Below are 23,972 nucleotides of genomic sequence, written 5' to 3'. Positions count from 1 at the left end.
CCCACACCGTCCATCGCCCGGACCGGCGAGTCCGTCACCGAATACGGAAACTTCAGCTGAACCCTCGGAGAGGGCGGTACGTGTGAAGGGCAGGTGGCTCCGCAGGGAGCCCGAAGCTCCTGAGCACGAAGGATCCGTGATGACGAAGAAGACGTGGAACGTACTTGCCCTCGGGACGTCCGCACTCGCACTCCTGACCGTGTCTGCCTGCGGCACCAGCAGCGGTTCGGACAACCAGGCCGCGAAGCCGAACGCCTCACCGGCTATCAGCGTCATCCCGGGCGCGGCCGACGCATCCCCCGTCGCCAAGGCCACCGCCGGCCGGCTCACCGTCACCACCGACGACAAGCTGGGCCCCGTCCTGAACGACGGCAAGGGCATGACCCTCTACGTCTTCGACAAGGACACCACCCCCGGCACGTCCGCCTGCTCCGGCGACTGCGCCAAGCTCTGGCCGCAGGTCCCCGCCGACGGGACCACCGTCTCCACCGACCTCAACCAGGACCTGCTCGGCTCCATCACCGGAAGCGACGGCAGCAAGCAGCTGACGCTGGGGGGCAAGCCGCTCTACTACTACGCCAAGGACACCAAGCCGGGAGACACCAACGGCCAGAACGTCGGCGGCGTGTGGCACGCTTCGGCCCCGGATGGCTGGAAGGCCGGGGTGAAGCGCCCCGCCCTCCGCGTGCTCGACGACCCCAAGCTCGGCCCCATCCTCCAGGACAAGAACGGCATGACCATGTACTTGTTCACCAAGGACACGCCGTGGCCCATGAAGACGGCCTGTGACGCCACCTGCCTCCAGAAGTGGACGCCGAGCGGTCTCGTCAACGCGTCGGATGTCGAGGCCATCGGCCTGCCCGCGAAGACCTTGTTCACCTTCACCACTCCGAATGGCACGAAGCAGGAGTCCTTCAACTGCTGGCCCGCGTACACCTTCAAGGGTGACACCCAGCCGGGCCAGACCAACGGCCAGAACGTGGGCAAGGTGTGGTTCGCCATCAAGGCGAATGTCACGGCGGTCGACCGCGGCAAGACCATCCCCGCCGCCAAGGAGGCCTGAGCAGAACGCCTCCGACGGGGGCGGGCCGACGGGGAACCGCAGCGAGAACGGGCAGTGGGCGACCACTGCCCGTCCGCTTTTCGCGCGGCGGGCGCTCCACGACATGGCACCCCTGGCACGGCACGGTGTGGCCACACACCATCCCGCACCGGTGTGCCGAGTGGGGCGCTCGTACGTACCCGACGGCACACCCCCGGCACGGCACAGTACCGAGCACACCACCACCTCGCACGGAAGTGCTGAGAGGCCTACGTACCCGACGGCAAACCCGGCAGCACAGGCGTACCGGCGGGAAGCCGATGGCACCGCCACGGGCGTGCCCACTCCCGACGCCGGCCCCGACCCGGGCATGCCGACGGGCCGTATCCAGGGGCGAGAAACCCACCGGATACGGCCCGCAGAACAGCGCCGTCAGCACATGGCCGTCAGGGGTCGAACTCCCATGACACGGCCGTCCCGGACCCGCCGTCAGGCAGGAACGGTCAGTTTCGCTCCGAGCACGGGAATGTCCACGCTGCCGTGCGCATCGGTGTACCAGCGCCAGTGCGCACCGTTCGCCTCGCCGCAGACAAGCCCCGTCCAGCCCGCCCCACCGGGCCCGCAGAGCGCCGCGAGTTCCGCCGCCTCGCGGCCGTTCGGCGTCCCGGCCATGACGACGAGCCCCTTCACCGGCCGCCGCGCCGCGGCGCCCACCACGGTGCGGGAGGTGTCATGGGGCCGCGCAACCCCCGCCTCGACCCGGGCGACCTGCTGGAGCTCGGCCGGAACGTCGAGCGGCGGTGTGCCGTCGGCGCCGCGCAGCACCGTCACCGGGGTTCGGGGCTTGCTGCGGGCGACCTCGGCCAGCAGGTTCCGCACCACATCACGGGCCACCGCGTAGTCGCCGGTCACCGAGAGGACGCCGTCCAGCCTGCTCATGTCCACCAACACCGGCTCACCGTCGTCGTCCGTCCCCACACGCACGAAGCACGCCGCGTCGAGGGCGGCCATCGCCATCGTTGTGGTGTCCGTGCCGTGCACCGACCGGGCCGTCGTGGTCGGCGGCCTGCGCCACCGCGTACCCTCGATGTTCTGCCACGGCTCCGCGAGCTTGTCGGTCGACGGCAGCCACACGGTCACACCGGAGTTGTCGATGCGCAGGGCGTGCACGGGCGTCTCGGGCTTGTTCCGCGTCGGCACGAACTCACCGAGGGTGTCGTACGCGCGCCGCACGGTCTCGGCGTCGGCCGCGAACCGGGCTCCCACCGACCGACGTGCCGTCAGTCGACGCCGTCGCCGGGCAGGGTCGCCCAGCTTGTGCACCCCGCGTCGCAACACGTCGAAGCCCCGCTTCACCCGGCGCCTGGCGACGATGCCGGCCGTCACGATGGCCAGCAGTACCGCGCCCGCCCCGGCGATGACCGCGGGCAGTGGCAGGGTGAACAGGACCGTCTGCTGCTGGGTCTGTGGTGGCGCCGCCGGTGCGGCGCCCCGGCCGTCCGGGGGCGGGACCGGCTGCTGGGTGGAGGTGTCCCTGGCCAGTTGGACGTCCGGACCCGAGGCGTCATCGGGGAGCCGCAGGATCCAGCCCGGGTGCAGCGCTTCGCCGGGGTCGGTGAGGGCCGCGCCGTCGGGCTGCGCGAGGGAGCGGTTGAGGGTGAAGATCTCACCCGCGCGTGACGCGTCGCCCAGCGTGCTGACCGCGATCCCCTGGAGCGTGGCGAGCTGCCCGCCGCTCACGGCCTGGTCCTTCACCACGAACACCTTGACCGTGCCGTCCCGGTCGGCCGCCTGCGCCGACGTGCTCATGCCCAGCAGGCCACACAGGCCCAGCAGCACGAGCGCGACGGCCCGCACCACCCGGTGCCGACCACGCCCGGCGCCCCTGCTCGTCGGCCGATGCCGAGGCATGGCCTCGGTGCCTTCCCTCATCTGTTCCACCTATGGATGTCGTGATGCCGAATCCCCCACCGCTCGCCGGTGCCCCGCGCGAGGCCACGGTCACGGTGACTCACCCTTCACACGACTCCGCTTCCGAGAAAGTTCGAAAAAGATCTGAACGGTTGTCCGCACCCGGCACGTGTAGAGCGTAGACACACACCGTGGGAACAACCGGGGACCCGGCAGGGCGGTGGTGCGGCTCGAAGAGTCGACCACCGTGGATATCGCCGCGAGGCGCGTACACCGTGACGCCGCCCAGGAACCGCCCCGCCCATCATGTAGCCAGCAAGGAGTAACGCTATGCCCAATTACAACGTCAACTCGGACGAGACGGCTTCCACTTCGCAGGCGCTGCTCAACGATTTTCAGCAGTGCGTCGACAAGCTCAACGAGGTGAAGGGGAAGATCAGCCAGCTGCTCGCCAACGGCTACCAGACGCCCGCGGCCCAGCAGAAGTTCCAGCCGTTCGTCGATGAGTTCGCGAAGGGCTTCGACCAGGTCAACCAGGGTCTCCAGGGCATCGGTCAGTATGTGAAGTCCGTCGGTGACGCCTTCAGCCAGACCGACGAACAGCTCGGCTCCAACCTGTCCTAGTGCCGCGACCGGCAATGTTTGCCCATCGAGGAGCGGCGTCCGGTCCGTGTGATCGCAAGGCGGCCGGAAGTCCTGGTAGCGGAGCTACCCGGGCTTTTGGCCAACGCCGCGAGCGCGCGTGCTGGGGGCCGCTACGGGGCAAACGTTGCCGGGAGGGGCACCAGTGCCCCGCACGTGGGCCCCCGGGTCACGGTCGCACACACCACCCTGTGCCACCTGCCCCCGGGGGCCCACACCTGTCTGCCGTTCCTCCAAGGGCGGTGAACACTGTGATGCCCTGAATCGTGTGCCGGACGACAGCAGTTGGCACAGCTCATGGCCGGCGAGGCAGGGACCACATCGAGTTCATCCTCTGGCCGTCGTCGCCGTCTCGGGCGTACCGCCGGCCGTCGAGTACCCGGGTGCCCGGCGTCGCGACAAGGCGTGTGCGGAGCCGGCACCGCTGACCGGGACGCCCTTCACCGGCGAGAGCCGCACACACCTGTCCGCCGGGGCGCGACCCGCCGCCCACGCACGGTCACTGTTGCGCTTTCTCCCCTGCGGGCCCGGCCGCGAACCAGGTTCCCCCCACGCCCTGACCGTTGAGGTCGCCCGGCTTGGAGTCGCCCGAGTAGCGGTACAGCGGCCAGCCGCCCACCGTGACCTGGACCGTGCCGTCCTGGCGCCGGAGCGCACCGACCTGCTTCTGGTCCACGCCCGCGAGGTAGACGTTGCCGCCTTCCTCGATGGTCACCGGCGGCCACTGCGTGGCGCACTGCCCCTCGCAGGCGGAAATGCCGGAGCCGGGGGTGTCCATGTCGAAGCGGTACAGCGCCGCCTGGTTGATGTTGATGAGGTGGGGCGCGGTGAGCGGCGGCGAGATCACCGCGGAGAGCTGGACCCACTTCGGTGGCTGCTCCTGTACCGCGGTGCCGACCACCGTGCCACCGGTACCCGTTTTGCCTGATTCGGCGGCAGTGTTGTCGACCACCTGCAACGTGGAGTTGCTGGAAGGCCGGCTCTGGGACGGCGCGGGGGCGGACGCCGCCGCGGGCGGCGGGCTGCTCGGCGGGGCCGCGCCGGCGCTGTCACTCACCGAGATGGTCTTGCCGCAGGCGGCGAGGCCGACGGAACCCGCCAGGACGAGGGCTGCGGCCAGGGCGGCGCGGGTGCGCCGACGGGCGAAAGGGGTGTTGCGCTGAGGCATGGGAGAAGTCACGACCCTCACACGAGGCCAGGGCTCACACCGTTCAACCCGATCGGTGTTTTCTCGACCGGCTCCCGGACGGGGACACGCCGGACCGCGAGTCCCCGGCGGTGCAGGGGTGTCCCCCGTCGGACCGGGGTGTCCCCCCGCCGAGCCGGTGGCGTCACGGTGAACGAATCACGCCCACCCCACGTGTACGTCCTGAGAGAACACCATCATCACCGCCAACACGTGGGGGGTCACATGTCCGGAGACATTTTCATTCCCGGCGACGAACTGGACGCGGCGCGTCAGGCGCTCCACTTCGTAGACGGCAAAATCGACATCGGCACCACTCAGTTCGACTTCGAGAAGGCGTTCGGCCCGGATCTCGCGATCCACGGGGCGGCTCAGAACTTCGAGAACAAGTGGGTGGACGGCAAGAAGCAACTCAAGAAGCAGGTCGAGGACCTTATGAAGGCCATGGACAGCATCATGGACAGTTTCCAGAAGACGGACAACGACGCCGTGGCCGGCCTGAACGACGACACGACAGCCTTCCTGAACGACATCAACAGCGCGTTCGGCCTGAACAAACTGGATGAACTGGCCAAGGCCAAAGAATCGGGAGGCACCCAGTGAACTCCGCACAACGTTTCGTCCTTGACGTGCCCGACTCGTGGCGCGAGGTCGACATGAGCGGCGCCGCCATGGCCGAGGTGCGCGCCGATGCCCTGGCCCAGACGGACGATCCGGTGGCACGGGCGAACATCAACGACATGTTCCGCCAGGGGCGGGACCTCCTCAGGTCCGCCCGCAACCACGGCGCGCTGCTGGCGACCGGCACCGTCACGCAGTACGACGACGGCCTGTTCATGGGCTACGCGATGGTGTTCGCCATTCGGACGCCGGACGGCGTGGAGCTGACCCTGCCGCTCGTCGCCGCGCAGATGGGGGTGGAATCGGCGAACGGCAAGGCCCCGAAGGACCGGAAGATCACCTCGGCGAAGATCCCCGCGGTGGGCACCGTCACCCGGGTCACGGGCACCGAGACGACCCGGGTGACCGCGGACATCGACATGCAGTTGCTCTGCGTGCACACCATCATGCCGGTGCCGGGAAGGGCACGGGAGTACCTCGTGGTCACCTGCGCGAGCCCCAACCTGCCCTTGAAGGAGTCGGTGTACGACCTCTTCGACGCGATCACGAGCACCTTCCGTTTCGTCTCGGCGGAGGGCAAGGTCGTGAGCGGTGTGAGGTGACGGGCCGCTGAGAGAACATCCGCGGTGTGAGGTGACGGGGGGACGCACACCGAAAGGGCGGTCCGGCTGTTGAAGCCGGACCGCCCTTTCGGTGTGTGCCGTGTGCGGACGTTCTCTCAGAGGTCCGCGACGTCCAAGAACGGTACCTGCACGGTGGTGAGGGTGCCGTCACCGACGTGCAGCAGACCGCGGCCGGGCTGCGGTGCGAGGCCGACCACGCCCCGGGTCAGTTTCACGCCGATGACGTCGCCGTCGGCCGGCGACTGCGGCGAGAGCAGCATGCCGGTGCGGTTCCGCTTCACCTGGCCCACCCAGCCCCCGAGGCTCAACGAGAGCGACTCCGCGTTACCGGCGACCATGAGACCCCAGCCGTTGCCGGCGCCGCCACGGGCCAGCAGTGCGAGGTCGGAGTCGATCTCGCTGCCGATGAACAGCTCCGCGTCGTCGATGAGGATGACCGCGTTGTCCTCGGGCACATTGCCCAGCATCTGCCGGAAGTCCGCCACCGACACCTCGGAGTCGGTGATGAGCGCGGTGACGCCCGGCCGTCCCTCCAACGACCGCAGCGGCGACCTGCGCGGTGCCAGGACGATCACGCCCCCGCCCGCGTCGAGCACCGAACGGGCGGCGGTCAGCAACGCCGTGCTGCGCCCGGTCCGGGGCGGCCCCGCGATGACGAAAGTGGGCACCTCGGCCAGATCGGGGGCGAGCCCGGTCAGGGTGTCGCCGCCGACGGCCACCAGTGGAAGCATGGGTGCCGTCTGCGGGCGCAGGGCGACCGCCTGGGTGTAATCGATCTGTTCCGGCAGAACATCGAGACGCGGGGCGCGACGTTCCGCGGGCACCGCGGCCTCGCGCCGGGTGATCTCCTCGCCGAGCGCCATGAGAGCCTCGGCCTGCGCGGTGCCGGACAGGTCGGAGCCGAGCACGGCGAGCTGGACCTCGGTGAAGTCCTGGGTGCGCATGGCGCGCCCGGGGGCCGGGTCGGTGGGCGCCGACTTGGTCGGGATGCCGACCGAGGAGTAGTCGGCCTTGTCGTTCAGCCGCAGCACGAGCCTGTCCTCGGTGGTACCCGAGAAGCGGCTGTTGCCGAGGATCCGGTCACCGGCGAGGACCACATGGATGCCGACGCCCGCGCCGTCGCGCAGCAGCCTGATCACGCGTTCCATGTAGCTGCCGTTGTCGAAGGTGACGTACTCGCGGTCGAAGACCTCGAACCGGTCGACCATGAGCACGATGTGCGGCAGCCGCTTCCCGGGCTCGGTCATACTCCGCAGTTCTGCCAGGTCGGCGGTGCCGCGAGAACCCAGCACGCCCTGGCGGAAGGTGAGTTCGGCGGTGAGCCGGTCGAGGAGGCGGCCGAGGCGTTCGGTCTGGTTACGGTCGACGACGGCCCCGCAGTGGGGAATTGCCGTCAGTGCGTTCAGGGCTCCGTTGCCACAGTCGATGCCGTAGATATGGACGTCGTCGGCACCGTGGGCCTGGGCGAGCGCGGCGGCAAGGGTGCGCAGGGCCTGCGACCTGCCGCTGCGGGGCGAGCCGATGATGTGCAGATGCCCGGCCCGGTCGATGTCGAAGGTGAGATCCGAACGGCTCTGGAGGGCCGGCAGGTCGACCATCCCGTACGCGACGGCGGGCAGCGCGGCCTCGCGTTCCGCGGACGGTGTGGGCGCCGGCGACGGTGCCCATTCCAGCAGGTCCGGAAGCGCGGGCAGCCAGGGGCTCGGCTGGTGCGGCACCTCGGCGACGCGGGCCGCCTGCGCGACGGCCGCGGTGAGCACCGCCAAGTCGGTGACGATGTCCGTCTCGCCGCCCCCCGACTTCTTGCCGCCGGCGTGGAGGAGGGGGCCGCCGAGGTCCCGCCAGGACACCGTGAGGGCATGCACCGGCACCTCGGTGTCGGCGGCCACCCGAGCGCCGGGGCGCCGCCCGCCGACCCGGCCGGACTGGAACGGCAGCAGCGCCGAGGGCCCCAGCCGGGCGTAGGCACGGCCGGGCGTACCGGGCGAGATCTCCCCTGCGTCCGGGGCGTCGATGATGTCCCGGCTCTCCGAGGTGTCGGTGGTGCGCAGCGCGATCCGCAGGTTGGTGTTGGCACGGATGTCCGCCGTCACGGCGCCCGTCGGGCGCTGTGTCGCGAGGACCAGGTGGATGCCGAGCGACCTGCCCCGCTGGGCGATGTTGACGAGGCCGGAGATGAAGTCGGGCAGCTCGCGCACCATGGACGCGAACTCGTCGATCACCAGCAGCAGCCGGGGAAGCGCGGGGAGTACGTTGCCGCCGCGGAAGCGCTTGTCGAGGTAGTCCTCGATGTCCTTCGCGCTCGCCCGCGCCAGCAGTGTCTCGCGGCGCCGCAGTTCGGCGCCGAGGGACACCAGGGCGCGTTCGACGAGGTGGGTGTCGAGGTCCGTCACCAGGCCCACGGTGTGCGGGAGGTCGGCGCACTCCGCGAACGCGCTGCCGCCCTTGTAGTCCACGAGGACGAACGTCATCTCGTCCGGGCGGTTGACCACGGCGAGGGTCGCGACGAGGGTCTGGAGCAGTTCGGACTTGCCGGACCCGGTGGTGCCCGCAATCAGCGCGTGCGGTCCGTCGCGCACCAGGTCCACCGAGAATTCGCCGTCGTAGCCGCTGCCGAGGACGGCTCGGGTGGAGCGGCCGGACAGGGACCAGCCGCCGACGATGGCCTCCGCGGTGGGCGGCTCGACGCCGAGCAGGTCGAGCAGCCTCACCGAGCCCGGCAGGGCGCTCTCGTCGCTGTCGCCCACTCCGCGCAGCGGCGCGAGGGAACGGCCGAGGCGCTCGTACCAGGCGGGTTCCGGGGAGTCCGTCCGCACTTCGAGCGCGCCGCCGCCTCCGGTGCGGACCGTGGAGAAGGTCGTGGAGCCGGGCTCGGTGACGATGACCGCGCCGCACTCCTCGGGCAGCAACCGCTCCTCGCGGTCCATGCAGATGGTGTAGACGCCGACCGCGGGGCCGTCACGCAGCAGGGATATGACCCCGGGCAGCGAGCGCGCCCGCCGGGCCTGGTCGAGGACGACGATGATGTCGGGGTAGCCGTTGACACCGCCGCGCACCAGTTCCGGGCCCGACTGCCCCCGGGCCATGACGATCTGGCCCAGTTCGCCGATGCGGCGGGCCAGGGAGTCGGTGGTGGAGCCGACGAGCGCGTACGCGTCCTCGCCCGTCGGCTGCGTGTGGGGCAGCCAGCGGGTCCAGGACCAGTCGCGCTCGCCCTCGAGGCCGGCGAGGACGACGATCCTGAGGTCGGCGGGGCTGTGCAGGGACGCCGCCTGCGCGGTCAGCCAGCTCGCGACGCGGCCCGCGTCGCCGCCGGCGACACCGGCGACCCCGGCCTGCCGCAGCCCTACCGACACCGGTACCTGGTTCAGCGTGGGCACGCGGTTGCGGCGGTGCTCGTCCTGTGTGGGGTCCTGTACGGACAGCGAAGAGGGCAGATTGGCGGTGCCGACGCGCAGCCCGAGGAAGTCCGGATCCTGCCAGCGGCGCTCCCACAGCCGCTCGGACGGCTGGGCCGCCATCTGGAGCAGGGTCGCCGGATCGGGCAGGGCGAGCCGCAGGTTGAGCTGCTCCTCGACGACCGCCGCGTCGACGTCGTCGTTTATCCGGGCGAGCTTCTTCTCGTACTGCTCCTTCTGCTCCCGGTACTTGAGCATGGCCTGCTTACGGCCGCCGAACTGGCTGACCAGCGCCGCGATCGGGGAGAGCAGGGCTATGAAGATGAACACCCAACGGTGGGTGATGAGGATGGTGACGAGCGCGCTGCCCGCGGGCAGCAGCAGGATCGGCAGCAGCGGGATGGGCCGCTTGTCCGGCTTCGTCGGTGGGGAGGGCAGCTGGAACTTACCCTGCGCCTTATGGGGCAGAAAGCGTGGCGGCCGGTTGAACTCAAGGCCGAGGCCGTCCGCGGCGGGGGTCAGCGGTGCCCGCGCGGACACCCTTGAGGTGAGTTCCAGCAGGATGTCACCGAAGGAGAGTTGGCTGCCCTCGCGCCAGGTGGCGGTCCCGTCCACGGGCGCGCCGTCCAGCTGGGCCTTGTTGGTGAAGAGCAGTTCCGCGGTACCGTCGAGACGAATCCGCAGCCGCGCGGCGACCGGCGGGGCTTCCCCGGCCAGCCTGATTCGGCAGGTTTCGTCGCTGCCGATGTCGTAGTCGCCGGGCACCAGGCGGAACACCGTGCCCGCGCCGGGGCCGGACACCACCTTCAGCTCGGTCCTGCCCTCGGGCTCGGGCGTCTTCGGCAATGGAGTGCCGAGCCCGACTGTCATACCGTCGCGCACCCCCGCGGACTGGATGGTGGCTTCGGCGTCGACGGGTTCCGCGTCCACGTACAGGGTGGGTGGGCCTTCGTGGTCGCCGCCGGTGTGGCCGACGGCGCGCGCCAGTTCCGCCGCGAACCGGCCCGCCCGCGCGGCGGGTTCGGTGTCGACGACCACAGTGGGCGCCTCCTCCGCCAGCGGGTCACGCACACTAACCTTCAGTTGCACTACTCGCGTCCTTACATCGGATGAACAGCCGGGGATGGCGGGCGACCCGCTCCGGTACAGCGAAACGGTGTCCGGTCCGGCCGGGGCGACAGCTGTCTGACCACCGGCCGGACGACGTCATGCGTCGGTGGTCGGCCCAGCGGTTTCCGGCCCAGCGGTTTCCCGCCCGTCGGTGGTCGGCTCGTCGGAGTCCTCCTCCTCGGCGAGGAGGATCTCCCGCACGGTGGTCAGCCACTCCCGACCCGTGATGTCGTCGTAGCGGGGGTCGTAGTAAGCGCGGAAATCGCCGAGCCACATGGTGACGATTTCCTCGTCGGACATCCCGGAATCGAGGATCTCCGTGATTTCCGATGCCGCTTTCTCCACGGTTTCGGTCGCTTCATTGTCGCGGAACACCTCTACGACACCAATGGGGGTGTCCGCTTCCGTATCGAAATCCTGGTGAAAGTATGATCCGGCGAGACTTCTGAGGCCGTCGTACACAGGGAACCTCCGGGGAGATGGGTGGATATCTTGTGGGTCAGCGGTGCACCGGAGCAGGTGCGCCTCGGACCGCTTCGGGAAAGTACTCACGGTACCCCGTTGGCCGCAACCTACCATCCGTACGGCAACGCTCGGTGACCCGCTACGACGTTGGGAATGACGTGATGATCCTGAATCCGTCCGGAGCACTTGAATCTTTCTCTATCACCGTCGTCACCTTCGTCGGACTGGTCTGCGCGAAATTCCCGTTGCTATCTTTGGTGAGGCTCTTGGCTCCCGTCCCAGGCGGCAAAAAGGACGTGAAGTCACTCCTCTGCAGCGGAACCTTTCCCTTCTTCGTGGGAGGAGGAGGGGGGCTATTGAGGAATTTTTGTATATCAGCACTGTGTTGGCTGAGGTTGTCCGCGGTGGCTTTGTCCGCGTCGCCGAGCGTGTTGAAGGTCGAGGCAACCGGGATTGGTCTGACTGGCTTTTGTCCGGGTCCTCCCGGTTGACCGTTCAGACGGCCCTGGAGAAACGCATCGTCCTTGGCCACGTGCCGGTCGATGGCGTGGCCCTTGTTCCCCGAACCGGTGCCCACTTCGTGCGCGGTGAGACCATCTGCGTTGAAATTCGAGAACGGCGAGTTCAGCCCCGTATTCGTGGTGGGAACATGTGTCGCCGGTGTCGGTGCTTGGTTTCCCGGGGTCGATGAACCTGCCACGGGAGTGGTGGACGTTTTGGTGGGAATGCCACCGGCGGCCGCCGCGGCACCCGCCGCCCCCGCGGCACCGGCCGTAGCCGGCCCGGCGGTCGGAGGCGTCGTCTGTGGCTGTGGTGACGATGTGTTGGCTTGCGGGGTGTTGTTCTGCGGTGTGGGCGTGTTCTGCGCACCGGTGGTCTGCGGGGTGTTGTTTTGCGAGCCGCCGGTTTGCGCGCGTGTGCCGCCGCCTCCGGAGGAACCCGCTGCCGGGCCCTTCTGAGGGAAGGGGGACTTCTTGCCGAAGGTTGATGCTCCGGCTCCGAGGGCGCCGCCGGCGAGGCCGAGGGCGCCGGCGTTCGCGATGTTTCCGGCGTCGAGCCCTTCGCCGTCGATGACTTCTGTCGCTGCTTCTTCGGCGGCGTTCTCGGCGCCTTCTTTGACGCCTTCCTTGCCGATCTGGGTGACAGGGTGATTGAGGATGCCCTGGATGGATTTGCTGTTTTTGATGGAGTCGCCGATTTTGGTGATGCTGCCGGTTGCCTTGCCGAACGCGCTGCCGGCCGCACCGGCGCCGCCGACGAATTTTGCTGCGCCGGGGAGTCCCTTGGCGGCGCCGCCGATGGCGGTGACTGCTTTTCCGCCGAGCTTGACGAGGGAGCCGCCCGGGATGAGACCGACGAGACCGGTGAGGATGTCGCCGAGGCTGAGTGTTCCTGTGGCCGCGCCGACGATTGTGGTGAAGGCGAACAGTGCTCCGCCGAGGAGTGCGCCGGCGACGGGGAAGAAGATGGAGGTGATGGCGATGAGGGCGCCGAGGAGGATCTGAACGAAGGGGAAGTCTTTGAAGAAGTCGGCGACCTTCTGGAAGAAGCTGCGTTCCGGGATCGCTTCGCCGGCTGCCCGGTAGAGCACGTCTTCGCAGGCCTTTTTGGCCTTTTCGCGCATGGCCGCGGCATCGCCGGCCATGAGCTTTGCGCCCGTCATCTTGAGGTTTGCCTGGGCGATCTGGTCCTTCTGCTTCTGGTTGTCGCTCTTTTGCTGGTCGGTGGCGTCGTCGGGGAGCGTGGGTGGGGTCTGGTTGGCCTGGTCGCCGACTTCGAGGGCTTGGTCCATGGCCTTGTCCAGAAGGTCCTGCGCTTCGACGAGTTGAGGGCCGTAGGTGGTGTACGCGTCGGCCGCGTCGTGGTAGGAGGTGACGGTCTTCTGGAGTTTGTCGGGCAGGTCGCTGATGTGTTCGCGAAGCTTGTTCATCGCTTCGCCGCGGCCAGTTTCGACCTGGCCGCCCTTCTTGAGGAAGTTCAGGGCTGTTTCAGCTTCGTCGCCGATGGATTGATAGCGGTCCCGGACCCGGTTCATCTCGTCGATGTCCCCTGGAGCGGGATCGTTGTCATACCCGACGACCTCAAAGCCCGACGGGTGCCGACGTGCCACGGTGCTCCCCCGGGGTGTGCTGTGCGGACTGCTGTTGCCCCATACACGAGGCGCGCCCGGGGACCGTTCATCCGTCCTTCGGATCGCTCGCCCCGCCCCGCCCTCCATGGTTTCCTCGGGGGACCCGCAGCGTCCGTCCGGATCCGGGACAGGAACCGTTCAGTCGGCGGCTGTGATGGATGGATTCGGGGTACCGCGTCGCGTGACTGCCCACAGGAGGAGCGCGAGAAAGCTGATCCAGCCGCCCAGTGCGCACACGGCTGTCCAGCCTGCCACCGCGTAGAGGGTGGTCGCGGCGACGGCGCCGGAGGCGCTGCCGATCGAATAGAAGACCATGTAACCGCCGATCAGTCGGCTCCCCGCCGCCGGATGCAGTGCGTAGATCAGGGTCTGGTTGGTGACGTGGACCGCCTGTACGGCGAGATCGAGGACGATCACGCCGACCGCCAGCGCCCAGAGCGAGTGCCGGGTGAAGGCCAGGGGCAGCCAGGAGACGGTGAGCAGGGCCAAGCCGATGCCGGTGGTTCGCTGGGAGAAGCCGCGGTCATTCAGGCGGCCTGCCGCGGTGGCGGCGAGGGCGCCCGCGGCTCCGGCCAGTCCGAATGCTCCGATTTCGGTGTGGGACAAGGAGATCGGGGGTGCGCTGAGGGGCAGCGCGACACTGCTCCATAGAGCGCTGAAGGCGGCGAAGATCAGCATCGCGAGCAGGGCCCGCACACGAAGGAGGCGCTCGCGCGCGAACAGCGTGATGGTGGAGCGCAGCAGTTGCCCGTACCTCCTGGCCGTCGGCGTGGCACTGTCGCGGGACGGCAACAGGCGGTGGAGTGCCAGGGCGAGCACGCTGGTGAGAACCGCGGAGGAGAGGTAGACGGAGCGCCAGCCGGCGAGGTCGGCCAAGAGGCCGGATACGGTGCGGGCGAGCAGGATGCCGGTGACCACACCGCTGGTCACCAGGCCGACGACCCGTCCGCGCTCCTCGGGCGGAGCGAGGGATGCGGCGAAAGCCACCAACGTCTGGGTGACCACCGCGAGCAGCCCCACGGTTGTGAGGCCCACAAGGAGGAGCGCCGCGTAGTCGGCGGTGCCGACCGCCGTCAACGCCATCGCCAAGAGGAGAAGTTGCGCCACGATGAGACGTCTGCGGTCGAGCATGTCTCCCAGTGGCACGAGAAAGAAGAGTCCCAGCCCGTAACCGATGTGAGTCAAGGTCACGACTGCGCCGACCGTCGCTGTGCCGATCGAGAAGTCGCGGCCCAGTGTCACCAGGAGTGGCTGCGCGCAGTAGACGTTGGCCACAGCTGTTCCACAGGCTACGGCGAGGAGCAGGGTGACTCCTCTTGACAGTTTGAACCCGGACGTCCCCGCGCTCAGCCCTGTGGCCTCTGTTGTCATGCCCCCGCGATCTCTTCCCACGCCGATCCCTCTTGCGGTTGGTTTCATCTTGCTACCAGTGGGACGGTAACCCGATCTGGTAGCATGTTGCAACCAACATGATGAGGGAGGGCGACATGGTGGAGCGGACACGCTTCAATGACAGCGACTGTCCCGTCGCGCGATCAGTCGACACGATGGGCGACTGGTGGTCTTTGCTGATCGTGCGGGACGCCTTTGACGGCAGCCGCCGCTTCGGGGAGTTCCAACGCGGCCTCGGCGTGGCGAAGAACATCCTCTCCGCGCGCTTGCGTCACCTGGTCGCCGCCGGAGTCCTCGACGCCGTCCCCGCCTCGGACGGCAGCGCCTACCGCGAGTACGTACTGACGCCGAAAGGCGAGGGCCTCTTCCCGGTCATCGTCGCGCTGCGACAGTGGGGCGAACAGAATCTGTTCGCCCCCGACGAGCCACACTCCGAGATGATCGACCGCCGGCAGGGACGTCCCTTGCGCGCACTGGAGGTCTACTCCGCCGACGGGAGGCGACTCGACGCGGGCGACACCACCGTCAACAAGGTCGGCTGACCGGGACGCCCGAACATCCACGAAGTGCGTTCAGCTCGGCCGCCGTCGCCGCGGCGGGCGGAGACGGCGGCCGGTCAAGCCGTCGCGCAACGATCGCGGAACCCTCAGGCATCGCCGAATGGGGTACCTGCGAATTCCCAGGCGTCGGTGATCTCACCATTCCGCACCTTCACCCACAGCACGTATCGATTCTCGAAAGGCGCACCTGTGGATGTGAGGCCCTTCATCGACCAGAGCGCTGCTCCGGACTGCCCCTGACTGATCGTCTGATGCACCGTGGACTGCAAGGATCCCTCCTGGTAGTACACGGAGAACACCCTGTCGAGAGCCCCCACCATGGCCGCACGGCCGTGCACAACGCTGGGCATGATATCGGGATCGATGGGAAACTGAAGGCGCCAAGTAACGTCCTCGGCCAACAGGGGACCGATTGCCTCCGGGTTACCCGCCGACTGTACGAGGCGTGCGGCGTATTCGCCCGGGAGGGAAAAACCTTCTTGAAGACCACTCATGCTTACCTCACTCGATTCCACGCTGGTTGGTCCCGCGTCTCACCTTGCTGACGAATGCAGCGCGCAGCGAGCGAAGTCTTTTCACCACTGCCGAATCGGCCGTTCCGACCGATGAAGGACTCGCGGTGCCCAATTGCGCGAAGCCTTCCCCATTCGGAGCGGCAGTCTCGCTCGCTGCAGCTATATGACGGACTCCGAGGGTCGGATGTGAGGTGGCCGAGAGCACGGATCCAGGTGGTTCGCATCACAGGGGGCGGCCTCGTACCTGATCGCCGCGGGCGACGCCACGAGTTCTTCACGTGGCGCCGAACGGCAGCAGCCGCGCGCGCCCGGTCGCCGCTGTGCGGGAGCCACGGGCGGCGCCGCCGGACGGGACACGTGGTCCTTGTCCGGCGGCGTCGGCGGGTCGGCCGAGCCCTCAGAGGGCTTCGGCGGTACGGGGCTTGCTCTGGTTCGCGTCGGACGGCGCGGTGGGTGCCGGAGCGGTGTTGGTGCGCAGGGTGAGCCAGGCGATGACCGCACCGGCCGCGGCGATGGCGGCGGCCCCCACGAAGGCCGCCGAGAAGCCGTCGGTCAGAGCGACGGGATTGCCGAGCTCCTTGGCCCCGTACGCGGAGGCGACCGCGGTCATCGCGGCGAGCCCGAGCGCCGAGCCCACCTGGTAGCTGGTGTTGACAATGCCGGAGGCGAGGCCGCCCTCCTCAGGACGCGCGCTGGACAGTGCGGTGCCGAGGGAGGGAATGAACGCCAGCGACATACCGGCGGCGGCGAGCAGCGAGGCCGGCAGGACGTCGACCCAGAAGTTGCCGTCGGGGCGGGCGAAGGACAGCCAGATCATGCCGCCCGCGAGAGCGAACAGACCTGTCACGATCAGCGGCTTGGGGCCGAACCGGCCGATCATCCGGGGCGCCAGCACGATCATCATGATCATGATGGCGACCGTCATCGGCAGCAGCGCGGATCCGGAGGCGAACGCGCCCAGGCCCAAGACCTGCTGGAGGTACAGGTTGAGGAAGAACCACATGGGGATCCAGGCACCCGCCATCAGCAGCTGGGCGATGTTGGCGCCGGCCAGGTTCGGCGCGCGCCAGATACCCAGCCGCATCAGCGGCTCGCGGCGCTTGGCCTGGATGGCGACGAACGCGGCGATCAGCGCGACGCCCGCGGCCAGCACGAGCCAGGTCTCGGCCGAGGCCCAACCGGTCTCCGGGGCACGGACGATGGCGAAGACGGCGAGGGCGAGACCAGCCGTGACGGTGACGGCGCCCGCGATGTCGATCGAGCCGCGGCGGGCGGGTGCGGACGGCATGACGCGCGGGGTCAGGGCCAGGACGATCACCGCGATGGGGATGTTGATGTAGAACACCCATGGCCAGCTGGCGTACTCGGTGATGACGCCGCCGAGGAAGACGCCGGCCGTACCGCCCGCCGGGGCGGCGGCGCCGTACAGGGCCAGCGCCTTGGTCAGTTCCTTCGGGTTGCCGCCGAAGAGCATCATCAGCAGCGTCAGGGCGGACGGGGCGATCAGTGCGGCGCCGACGCCCTGGAGCGCACGGCCGGTCAGCTCGATCCAGACCTCGCCCGCCAGGCCGGCGGCGAGCGAACCACCGGCCAGGACGATCCAGCCGGCGGTGAAGAGCCGCTTGGCGCCGAACAGGTCCGACAGACGTCCGCCCAGGAGCAGGAGCCCGCCGAAGGCGACGACGTAGGCGTTGAAGACCCAGGACAGGTTCTCCTGCGAGAAGCCCAGGTCGGTCTGCATCTTGGGGAGCGCGACGCCGATGATCGAGGTGTCCATGATCACCATGAACTGGGCGAGGGCGATGAGCGTGAGCGCCGTCCAACGACGCGGATCAGCTGGAGCGGTGGGCGATGACATGATGATCTCCTATACGGGAGGGGGGTATGTGCGACAGTGGGAGAACCAATATACCCCCGGGGGGTATTTGGTGCCGGGTCTTCGACAAGAGAAAGAGGAGAGGGAGAGAGGAGGGGGAGAGAGGAGATGCGGCGCGGACCGCGTCAGGAGCGGACCAGTCGTGCGATCGCCTGGGAAGCCTCTCCAACCTTTTCCTTGGCCTGGTCGCCTCCTTGCCCGATGGCCTCGGAGACGCAGCAGTTGAGGTGCTCGTCCAGCAGAGCGAGCGCGGTCGAGCGGAGGGCGGCGGTGGTGGCGGAGACCTGGGTGAGCACGTCGATGCAGTACGTGTCCTGCTCGACCATCCGCTGAAGACCGCGCACCTGGCCTTCGATCCGGCGCAGCCGCCGGAGGATGTCGTCCTTCTGATCTTCGTAGCCCGGCATTGATGCCTCGTCTCGCAGTCTGGTCCGGGGGGTCGGGGCCGGCGTCGGTCCCGACCTCCGGGAGCAGCGGATTCAGGATGCGGCCTTGAAGCCGCGCAGTCGTAGGGAGTTCCCGACGACGAAGACGGAGGAGAAGGCCATGGCCGCGCCCGCGATCATGGGGTTGAGGAGTCCGGCGGCGGCGAGTGGGAGTGCGGCGACGTTGTAGCCGAAGGCCCAGAAGAGGTTGCTCTTGATGGTGCCGAGGGTTCGGCGGGAGAGGCGGATGGCGTCGGCGGCGGCGCGCAGGTCGCCGGTGACGAGGGTGAGGTCGCCGGCCTCGATGGCGGCGTCGGTGCCGGTGCCCATGGCGAGGCCGAGGTCGGCCTGGGCGAGTGCGGCGGCGTCGTTGACGCCGTCGCCGACCATGGCGACCGATTTGCCCTCTGCCTGGAGGCGCTTGACGACATCGACCTTGTCCTCGGGCATGACCTCCGCGATCACCTCGGTGATCCCGACCTCCTCGGCCACCGCCTCGGCGACGGTCTTGTTGTCGCCGGTGAGCAGGACGGGCGTGAGCCCGAGGGCACGCAGTCGGCGGATCGCTTCGGCGCTGGTGTCCTTGACGGCGTCGGCGACTTCCAGGATGCCGCGCGCCTCACCGTCCCAGGCCACCGCGATGGCCGTACGACCCGCGGCCTCCGCCTGCGTCCTGGCGCGCTCCAGTTCCACCGGCAGAGCCATCGCCCACTCCGCCAGAAGCCGCTCGCGGCCGACGAGGACGGCATGACCCTCCACGATCCCCTGGACTCCGAGGCCCGCGATGTTCGCGAAGTCCTCAGGCGTGGGCAGCGCGCCCAGCTTCGCCGCCGCGCCCCGCGCCACGGCCTGTGCGATTGGGTGCTCGGAGGCGTGCTCCAACGCGCCTGCCAGGCGCAGGAGTTCGCTCTCGTCGGTGCTGTCGGTGGTGTGGACGTTCAGGAGGGTCATCTTGCCGGTGGTGACGGTGCCGGTCTTGTCGAGAACGATCGTGTCGACCTTGCGCGTCGACTCCAGGACCTCGGGGCCCTTGATGAGGATGCCGAGCTGGGCGCCGCGCCCCGTACCGACCATCAGGGCGGTGGGGGTGGCAAGCCCGAGGGCGCAGGGGCAGGCGATGATCAGTACGGCGACGGCGGCCGTGAACGCGGCAGTCAGGCCCGATCCGTTGCCCAGCCAGAATCCGAGCGTGCCGAGCGCGAGTGCGATGACGACGGGGACGAACACGGCGGAGATCTTGTCGGCGAGGCGCTGGGCGGCGGCCTTGCCGTTCTGGGCGTCCTCGACCATGCGGGCCATGCGGGCGAGCTGGGTGTCGGCGCCGATACGGGTGGCCTCGACGACCAGCCGGCCCCCCGCGTTGAGGGTCGCCCCGGTGACACTGTCGCCCGACCCGACCTCGACCGGCACGGACTCACCGGTGAGCATCGACGCGTCGACGGCGGAGGTGCCCTCCACCACCGTCCCGTCGGTGGCGATCTTCTCCCCCGGACGCACCACGAACCGGTCCCCGACCACCAACTCCCCCGTGGGCACGGTCACTTCACGGCCGTCGCGCAGGACGGTGACCTCCTTCGCGCCCAGTTCCATCAGGGCTTTGAGCGCGGCGCCCGCCTTGCGCTTGGAGCGGGCCTCGAAGTACCGGCCGGCCAGGATGAACGCGGTGACGCCCGCCGCCGCTTCGAGATAGATGTTCCCCGCGCCGTCACCGCGCGCGATCGTCAGCTCGAAGGGATGGGTCATGCCGGGCATGCCCGCCGTACCGAAGAACAGCGCCCACAACGACCACAGGAACGCCGCGGAGGTCCCCACCGAGATCAGCGTGTCCATCGTCGCCGCGCCGTGTTTGGCGTTGGTCCACGCGGCCCGGTGGAACGGCCACGCCGCATAGGTCACGACCGGGGCGGCCAGTGTCAGCGACAGCCACTGCCAGAACTCGATCTGCAGCACCGGGACCATCGCCATCGCGATGACCGGCACCGTCAGCGCCACCGCGGTCAGCAACCGCTGCCGCAACGGACGCAGCGCGTCGTCCTCCCGCTCCTCCGCCGTCCGCGACGAAGCACCGCCGTCCGGAGAACCGTCGGCCGCCGTACGGGGCGGGGCGGGCTCCTTCGCGGTGTAGCCGGTCGCCTCCACCGTCGCGATCAGGTCGTCGACCGAGACGGCCTCGCCCCGGTAGCTGACCTTGGCCTTCTCCGTGGCGTAGTTGACGGTCGCCTCGACGCCGTCCATACGGTTGAGCTTCTTCTCGATACGGGCCGCGCACGAGGCGCAGGTCATGCCGCCGATGGCGAGCTCGACCTCGGCTTCGGCTCCCGTGCCGGTCGTCGTGGTGGTCACGTCTGCTCCTCGGACTGGAGATTGAGGGGCGGGGCCGCAGGGGGACCCCGCCCCGGACTGTTCAGGTGACGCGCCGTCAGGCGCGGCCGGCGAAGTCGTAACCGGATTCGTCGATGGTCCCGCCGATCAGCGCGTCGTCGGCCTCGCCGCCGGTGACGACCGTGATCAGGCCGGTGCCGATGCCCACCTCCACGCCGATGACGGAGTCCAGGCCGGTGAGCGCCTTGGTGACGATGCCCTGGCAGTGGGCGCTGTTGACGCCGCCGACTTTGTAGACGGTGGTGTGGCTGTCACCGACGGTGGCCGTGGCGGGCGCCGTGGTCGTGGTGGTGCCTTCGGCTGCCTGACCGGTGTGACAGCTGCCCTCAGGCGTACAGCAGGACGACATGAATCGCTCCCCAGTCCGATTGATACCCCAAGGGGGTATGCGGATGACGAGGTCCATGTATACCTCCCATGGGTATGCGACGCAAGGGCACGCCCAGCTTGACTACATACCCCATGAGGGTATGTTGACGATGTCGGCCGCCCCTGCGGAGCGGCCCCTTCAGGAAGGAGACCCCCATGAACACGGGACTCAAGATCACAGCCTTCGGCGCCGCGATCGCCGCCACGTTCGGCACCGCGTACGGCATCGGCACGAGCATCGACCCCGTCGTGGCCACGAAGCCGCCCGCCGCCCACGACGAGCACGCGAAGACGGGTGAGGGAGCCGCCGGGAAGGAGAAGGGCGGACACGAGGAGGCGTCGGGAGGTGCCGGTCACGAGACCGCACCGGCCGGTGGCCTGCAGATCTCCGAGGGCGGATACACGCTCGCTCTCGACACGCCACGCGTCGCGGCGGGGGCGTCGACCGTCCTGAGCTTCTCCGTCAAGGACGAGAGCGGGCGCAAGGTCACCGCGTACCAGCGCGAGCACGACAAGGAGCTGCACTTCATCATCGCGTCACGGGACCTGACGGTCTATCGGCACCTCCACCCGACCCGCGTCGCCGACGGCACCTGGAGCGTCCGGGCCACGCTGCCCGCGGCCGGCGGATACCGGGCCTTCGCCGACTTCAAGCCCGCCAAGAAGGACGCGGCGGGCGTGACGCTCGGCGCCGATCTGGCCGTCTCCGGCACGTCCGAGCCCGCCGCGCTCCCGGCGGCCGGGAACACCGCCGAGGTCGACGGCTACCAGGTCGCACTCGACGGCGCCCTGACCCCCGGCAAGGCGAACGAACTGAAGCTGACCGTCGCCAAGAACGGCAAGCCCGTCACCAACCTCCAGCCCTACCTCGGGGCGTACGGCCACCTCGTCGCCCTGCGCGCCGGAGACCTCGCCTATCTGCACGTCCACCCGAACGGCGAGCCGGGCGACGGCGTCACGAAGCCCGGCCCGGACGTGTCCTTCACCGCCACCGCACCCAGCTCGGGCGCCTACCGGCTCTTCCTCGACTTCCAGCACCAGGGCAAGGTCCGCACGGCCGCCTTCACCGTCGACGTGCCGGCCGCGGGCGCCGCCGGAGCCAAGCCGTCCGCACAGCCCGGTGAGAGCGGGGAGGCCGACGGTCACGAGCACTGAAAGCCCCGCCAGTCCCCCGCGTTACCCGGCAGGGGTATAAGGCCCCCTTTGGAGCGAGCACTCTACGATGTGCGGGGTAGCACACCGTGAAGTCGGTTCAGATACGGAGAAGGGGGACATCGTGCGACCGCTGGGCGAGCTGGAAGCCGAGATAATGGACCGGCTGTGGCGCTGGGGACAGCCCACGACGGTCCGCCGGATCGTGGAAGACATCAACGAGACCCGGCCGGTCGCGTACACCACGGTCATGACGGTGGCGGACATCCTGCACACGAAAGGCTGGCTCAGGCGCGAGAAGATCAACCGCGCCTGGGTGTACGAGGCCAGGCAGAGCCGGGAGGAGTACACGGCCAAGTTGATGCGGGACGCCCTGGGCAGCACGGAGAACCGCAAGGGCGCTCTGCTCCAGTTCGTCGAGCACATGTCGAGCGAGGATGTGCAGGCCCTCGACGCCGCGCTGCGCGCCGTGGTCGGCCCGACCGCGGACGGCGATCACCGGTGAACCACCACCTCCTGCCACCGCTCGCGCTCACCCTGGCCACCGGTACCGTGCTCCCCGTCCTGCTGGCGCGCGGAAACTGGGCGCACCACGCGCCGCGCCTGGCGATCTGCATCTGGGCGCTGCTCGGAGTGCTCTTCAACGCGGGCCTGGCCATGTCGGCCTTCCAGACCCTCCTGCCGTACCGCACCAGCCACACGCTCTCCCATCTCACGGAGGAGTGCCTGCCCTGGAGCGCCGAGCGGTGCCGGCCGCCGGCGTTGTCGGTGCTGTCGTCCCTCGCGGTGATCGACTACGTGGCGGTCGGCGCGACCGCCACGATACTCGCGCTGCCCTGCGCCACTTTTCTCCGCGAGGCCGTACGCGCGCGCCGACACCGGGCCAGGCACGCGGAGATGCTGTCGCTGCTCGGCAAGCGGGACCAGGGGCTGCGGGCGACCGTCCTCGAACACAGCACCCCGGCCGTCTACTGTCTGCCCGGTCGCACCCCGCAGGTGATCGTCAGCACGGGCGCCCTGCGCAGCCTGACCGAATGCCAGTTGAACGCGGCCCTGGAACATGAACGGGCCCACATCGCCGGCCGCCACCACCTGATGACCTTGGCTGTCCAGGCGCTCACCGCGGCCTTCCAACCGCTGCCCCTGGCCCGGCGGATGCGGCACGAGGTGCCGCTCCTGCTGGAGATGGCCGCCGACGACCGTGCGCTGCGGCGGTGTTCGCGCGAGGCGCTGGCCCTCGCGCTGTACGCCATGGCGGCCGGGCAGGCCCCGACGGCGACGCTCGCGGCGGGCGGACCTTCCGCCGTACTGCGCGTACGGCGAATTCTGACCCCGCGTCAGGTCGGCTACGCCGTCCTGCAAGGACTGTTCGCCACCACCGCCCTGATCGCCGGCGTGGCACCTCTGTTCCTGGCCTGTTGTTCAATACCTGGCTAATTCTCTACGCATTAACTAAGTAACTTCGTAAATACGGTTCGGCGGTCGAGTGGCCCAAGTGGCCGCTATTGTTGGGCACTTGGAGTTCACGCTGCACCCAGGAGGTACAGAGCCCATGCCCCCCGTGGAGGTGCGCCCAGCAACCCCCGTAGAGGCACTCGCGATATCCAGACTTCTGGCAGAAGCGATACGCGACAGCTACACCGGGATTCTTGAGGAGCCGACCGTCGAGCACTTGGTAAGTACCAACTGCTCACTCACTCGAATAAAGGCAGAAATCGGAATCCCCGGCGGGGTACCGGGATGGCTCGGCTGGCTGGTGGCAATCGACACCGAAGGGACGGTCGTCGGCGTGGCGGCGGGCGGAGTACCCACGGCGGGCGAGGGCGAGGTGTACTCCCTCTGCGCCTCGCCGGCGCTGCGCGGTACGGGCATCGGCACGGCCCTGCTCACCGCCGTCACCGAACGGATACGGGAGCACGACGCGAAGCGGCAGGCGGTCTCCCTGCACTCCGAACAGGACCCGGCCCGCGGCTTCTTCGTCCGCCAGGGCTTCACGGGCTCGGGGACACGGCTGCTGCGCGGGCTGTGACGCACACGGCACCCTAGGCGGGTCGGCGGGGGCGCCCCCCCCGCCCCCCCCCCCCCCCCCCCCCGCCCGCCCGGTCGCGCCCCGGGGGTTGCAGGCCCGGGGGGCCAGGTTGCGGGCCCGCAGTCAATAGGCGAGGCCCCCCG

Annotated in this window: 20 protein-coding genes; 9 read left to right on the top strand and 11 right to left on the bottom strand. The window is 69.1% G+C overall.

From position 1 onward, the window contains the following. Window positions 1-139 precede the first annotated feature (139 nt). Window positions 140-1,063, top strand: a complete 924-nt coding sequence (locus ACIRQP_RS13330) for an SCO0930 family lipoprotein (RefSeq protein WP_403888027.1) — start codon at window positions 140-142, stop codon at window positions 1,061-1,063. 468 nt (window positions 1,064-1,531) lie between these two features. Here the strand turns inward: ACIRQP_RS13330 and ACIRQP_RS13325 are convergent, their stop codons facing one another. Beyond that, window positions 1,532-2,974 carry a hypothetical protein gene (locus tag ACIRQP_RS13325; RefSeq protein ID WP_403888024.1) on the bottom strand — a complete coding sequence of 481 codons (1,443 nt, stop codon included), beginning with the start codon at window positions 2,972-2,974 and terminating at the stop codon, window positions 1,532-1,534. Between the two features lie 309 nt (window positions 2,975-3,283). On the opposite strand from ACIRQP_RS13325, the gene ACIRQP_RS13320 reads away from it, so the two are divergent. Continuing rightward, window positions 3,284-3,577 carry a WXG100 family type VII secretion target gene (locus ACIRQP_RS13320; RefSeq protein ID WP_403888021.1) on the top strand — a complete coding sequence of 98 codons (294 nt, stop codon included), beginning with the start codon at window positions 3,284-3,286 and terminating at the stop codon, window positions 3,575-3,577. Between the two features lie 517 nt (window positions 3,578-4,094). Here ACIRQP_RS13320 and ACIRQP_RS13315 read toward each other — a convergent pair. Continuing rightward, window positions 4,095-4,763, bottom strand: a complete 669-nt coding sequence (locus ACIRQP_RS13315) for a hypothetical protein (protein ID WP_403888019.1) — start codon at window positions 4,761-4,763, stop codon at window positions 4,095-4,097. A gap of 243 nt (window positions 4,764-5,006) precedes the next feature. Between ACIRQP_RS13315 and ACIRQP_RS13310 the strand changes: the two genes are divergently transcribed. Continuing rightward, complete coding sequence (locus ACIRQP_RS13310) at window positions 5,007-5,384, top strand: hypothetical protein (RefSeq protein WP_403888016.1); 378 nt, start codon at window positions 5,007-5,009, stop codon at window positions 5,382-5,384. After that, window positions 5,381-6,004 carry a hypothetical protein gene (locus ACIRQP_RS13305; protein ID WP_403888013.1) on the top strand — a complete coding sequence of 208 codons (624 nt, stop codon included), beginning with the start codon at window positions 5,381-5,383 and terminating at the stop codon, window positions 6,002-6,004. The genes ACIRQP_RS13310 and ACIRQP_RS13305 overlap by 4 nt, the downstream gene beginning before the upstream one ends. Window positions 6,005-6,120: 116 nt before the next feature. Here the strand turns inward: ACIRQP_RS13305 and ACIRQP_RS13300 are convergent, their stop codons facing one another. From ACIRQP_RS13300 to ACIRQP_RS13285, 4 genes are all read right to left on the bottom strand, one after another. Next, complete coding sequence (locus tag ACIRQP_RS13300; RefSeq protein ID WP_403888011.1) at window positions 6,121-10,512, bottom strand: FtsK/SpoIIIE domain-containing protein; 4,392 nt, start codon at window positions 10,510-10,512, stop codon at window positions 6,121-6,123. A 117-nt stretch (window positions 10,513-10,629) separates the two neighbouring features. Beyond that, window positions 10,630-10,995 (bottom strand): contact-dependent growth inhibition system immunity protein, encoded by a 366-nt coding sequence (locus ACIRQP_RS13295; protein WP_403888008.1) that lies wholly within the window; start codon window positions 10,993-10,995, stop codon window positions 10,630-10,632. A 142-nt stretch (window positions 10,996-11,137) separates the two neighbouring features. Continuing rightward, the gene (locus ACIRQP_RS13290; RefSeq protein WP_403888005.1) at window positions 11,138-13,108 is read right to left on the bottom strand and encodes an RNase A-like domain-containing protein; all 1,971 of its coding nucleotides are present in this window, start codon (window positions 13,106-13,108) and stop codon (window positions 11,138-11,140) included. 159 nt (window positions 13,109-13,267) lie between these two features. After that, the gene (locus ACIRQP_RS13285; RefSeq protein WP_403888002.1) at window positions 13,268-14,500 is read right to left on the bottom strand and encodes an MFS transporter; all 1,233 of its coding nucleotides are present in this window, start codon (window positions 14,498-14,500) and stop codon (window positions 13,268-13,270) included. Window positions 14,501-14,616: 116 nt separating this feature from the next. On the opposite strand from ACIRQP_RS13285, the gene ACIRQP_RS13280 reads away from it, so the two are divergent. Continuing rightward, window positions 14,617-15,063 (top strand): winged helix-turn-helix transcriptional regulator, encoded by a 447-nt coding sequence (locus tag ACIRQP_RS13280; RefSeq protein WP_403887999.1) that lies wholly within the window; start codon window positions 14,617-14,619, stop codon window positions 15,061-15,063. A 104-nt stretch (window positions 15,064-15,167) separates the two neighbouring features. Here ACIRQP_RS13280 and ACIRQP_RS13275 read toward each other — a convergent pair whose 3' ends face one another. The 5 genes from ACIRQP_RS13275 to ACIRQP_RS13255 all read right to left on the bottom strand — a co-directional run bounded on the left by ACIRQP_RS13275 (window position 15,168) and on the right by ACIRQP_RS13255 (window position 20,628). After that, on the bottom strand, window positions 15,168-15,575 hold the full coding sequence (locus ACIRQP_RS13275) for a nuclear transport factor 2 family protein (RefSeq protein WP_403887996.1): 408 nt from the start codon (window positions 15,573-15,575) through the stop codon (window positions 15,168-15,170). A 418-nt stretch (window positions 15,576-15,993) separates the two neighbouring features. Further along, complete coding sequence (locus ACIRQP_RS13270) at window positions 15,994-17,454, bottom strand: MFS transporter (protein WP_403887993.1); 1,461 nt, start codon at window positions 17,452-17,454, stop codon at window positions 15,994-15,996. A 143-nt stretch (window positions 17,455-17,597) separates the two neighbouring features. Beyond that, window positions 17,598-17,879 carry a metal-sensitive transcriptional regulator gene (locus ACIRQP_RS13265; RefSeq protein WP_403887990.1) on the bottom strand — a complete coding sequence of 94 codons (282 nt, stop codon included), beginning with the start codon at window positions 17,877-17,879 and terminating at the stop codon, window positions 17,598-17,600. A gap of 72 nt (window positions 17,880-17,951) precedes the next feature. Beyond that, the gene (locus ACIRQP_RS13260; RefSeq protein ID WP_403888577.1) at window positions 17,952-20,180 is read right to left on the bottom strand and encodes a heavy metal translocating P-type ATPase; all 2,229 of its coding nucleotides are present in this window, start codon (window positions 20,178-20,180) and stop codon (window positions 17,952-17,954) included. A 136-nt stretch (window positions 20,181-20,316) separates the two neighbouring features. Next, complete coding sequence (locus ACIRQP_RS13255; RefSeq protein WP_403887987.1) at window positions 20,317-20,628, bottom strand: heavy-metal-associated domain-containing protein; 312 nt, start codon at window positions 20,626-20,628, stop codon at window positions 20,317-20,319. A gap of 176 nt (window positions 20,629-20,804) precedes the next feature. Between ACIRQP_RS13255 and ACIRQP_RS13250 the strand changes: the two genes are divergently transcribed. From ACIRQP_RS13250 to ACIRQP_RS13235, 4 genes are all read left to right on the top strand, one after another. Next, a complete protein-coding gene (locus ACIRQP_RS13250) occupies window positions 20,805-21,803 on the top strand; it encodes a hypothetical protein (RefSeq protein ID WP_403887984.1) in 999 nt (332 codons plus the stop codon). Window positions 21,804-21,924: 121 nt separating this feature from the next. Further along, the gene (locus ACIRQP_RS13245; protein WP_403887982.1) at window positions 21,925-22,305 is read left to right on the top strand and encodes a BlaI/MecI/CopY family transcriptional regulator; all 381 of its coding nucleotides are present in this window, start codon (window positions 21,925-21,927) and stop codon (window positions 22,303-22,305) included. After that, a complete protein-coding gene (locus ACIRQP_RS13240) occupies window positions 22,302-23,237 on the top strand; it encodes a M56 family metallopeptidase (protein WP_403887979.1) in 936 nt (311 codons plus the stop codon). Before ACIRQP_RS13245 ends, ACIRQP_RS13240 begins: the two co-directional genes overlap by 4 nt. Before the next feature lie 115 nt (window positions 23,238-23,352). After that, window positions 23,353-23,829, top strand: a complete 477-nt coding sequence (locus ACIRQP_RS13235; RefSeq protein WP_403887976.1) for a GNAT family N-acetyltransferase — start codon at window positions 23,353-23,355, stop codon at window positions 23,827-23,829. The last annotated feature ends 143 nt before the right edge of the window (window positions 23,830-23,972 follow it).

Origin of the sequence: Streptomyces sp. NPDC102274 (genome assembly GCF_044766385.1) — a bacterium.
Classification (GTDB): Bacteria; Actinomycetota; Actinomycetes; order Streptomycetales; family Streptomycetaceae; genus Streptomyces.
Note: the sequence above shows the minus strand (reverse complement) of the source record. Positions and strands in the feature narration are given on the sequence as shown.

What these genes read in the sequence shown, in the direction of transcription:
- ACIRQP_RS13310 (WP_403888016.1), top strand. Translation starts at nt 5,007, where the DNA reads ATGTCCGGAGACATTTTCATTCCCGGCGACGAACTGGACGCGGCGCGT.
- ACIRQP_RS13250 (WP_403887984.1), top strand. Translation starts at nt 20,805, where the DNA reads ATGAACACGGGACTCAAGATCACAGCCTTCGGCGCCGCGATCGCCGCC.
- ACIRQP_RS13260 (WP_403888577.1), bottom strand. Translation starts at nt 20,180, where the DNA reads ATGACCTGCGCCTCGTGCGCGGCCCGTATCGAGAAGAAGCTCAACCGT.
- ACIRQP_RS13265 (WP_403887990.1), bottom strand. Translation starts at nt 17,879, where the DNA reads ATGCCGGGCTACGAAGATCAGAAGGACGACATCCTCCGGCGGCTGCGC.
- ACIRQP_RS13285 (WP_403888002.1), bottom strand. Translation starts at nt 14,500, where the DNA reads ATGACAACAGAGGCCACAGGGCTGAGCGCGGGGACGTCCGGGTTCAAA.
- ACIRQP_RS13235 (WP_403887976.1), top strand. Translation starts at nt 23,353, where the DNA reads ATGCCCCCCGTGGAGGTGCGCCCAGCAACCCCCGTAGAGGCACTCGCG.
- ACIRQP_RS13270 (WP_403887993.1), bottom strand. Translation starts at nt 17,454, where the DNA reads ATGTCATCGCCCACCGCTCCAGCTGATCCGCGTCGTTGGACGGCGCTC.
- ACIRQP_RS13330 (WP_403888027.1), top strand. Translation starts at nt 140, where the DNA reads ATGACGAAGAAGACGTGGAACGTACTTGCCCTCGGGACGTCCGCACTC.
- ACIRQP_RS13275 (WP_403887996.1), bottom strand. Translation starts at nt 15,575, where the DNA reads ATGAGTGGTCTTCAAGAAGGTTTTTCCCTCCCGGGCGAATACGCCGCA.
- ACIRQP_RS13280 (WP_403887999.1), top strand. Translation starts at nt 14,617, where the DNA reads ATGGTGGAGCGGACACGCTTCAATGACAGCGACTGTCCCGTCGCGCGA.
- ACIRQP_RS13325 (WP_403888024.1), bottom strand. Translation starts at nt 2,974, where the DNA reads ATGAGGGAAGGCACCGAGGCCATGCCTCGGCATCGGCCGACGAGCAGG.
- ACIRQP_RS13320 (WP_403888021.1), top strand. Translation starts at nt 3,284, where the DNA reads ATGCCCAATTACAACGTCAACTCGGACGAGACGGCTTCCACTTCGCAG.
- ACIRQP_RS13315 (WP_403888019.1), bottom strand. Translation starts at nt 4,763, where the DNA reads ATGCCTCAGCGCAACACCCCTTTCGCCCGTCGGCGCACCCGCGCCGCC.
- ACIRQP_RS13255 (WP_403887987.1), bottom strand. Translation starts at nt 20,628, where the DNA reads ATGTCGTCCTGCTGTACGCCTGAGGGCAGCTGTCACACCGGTCAGGCA.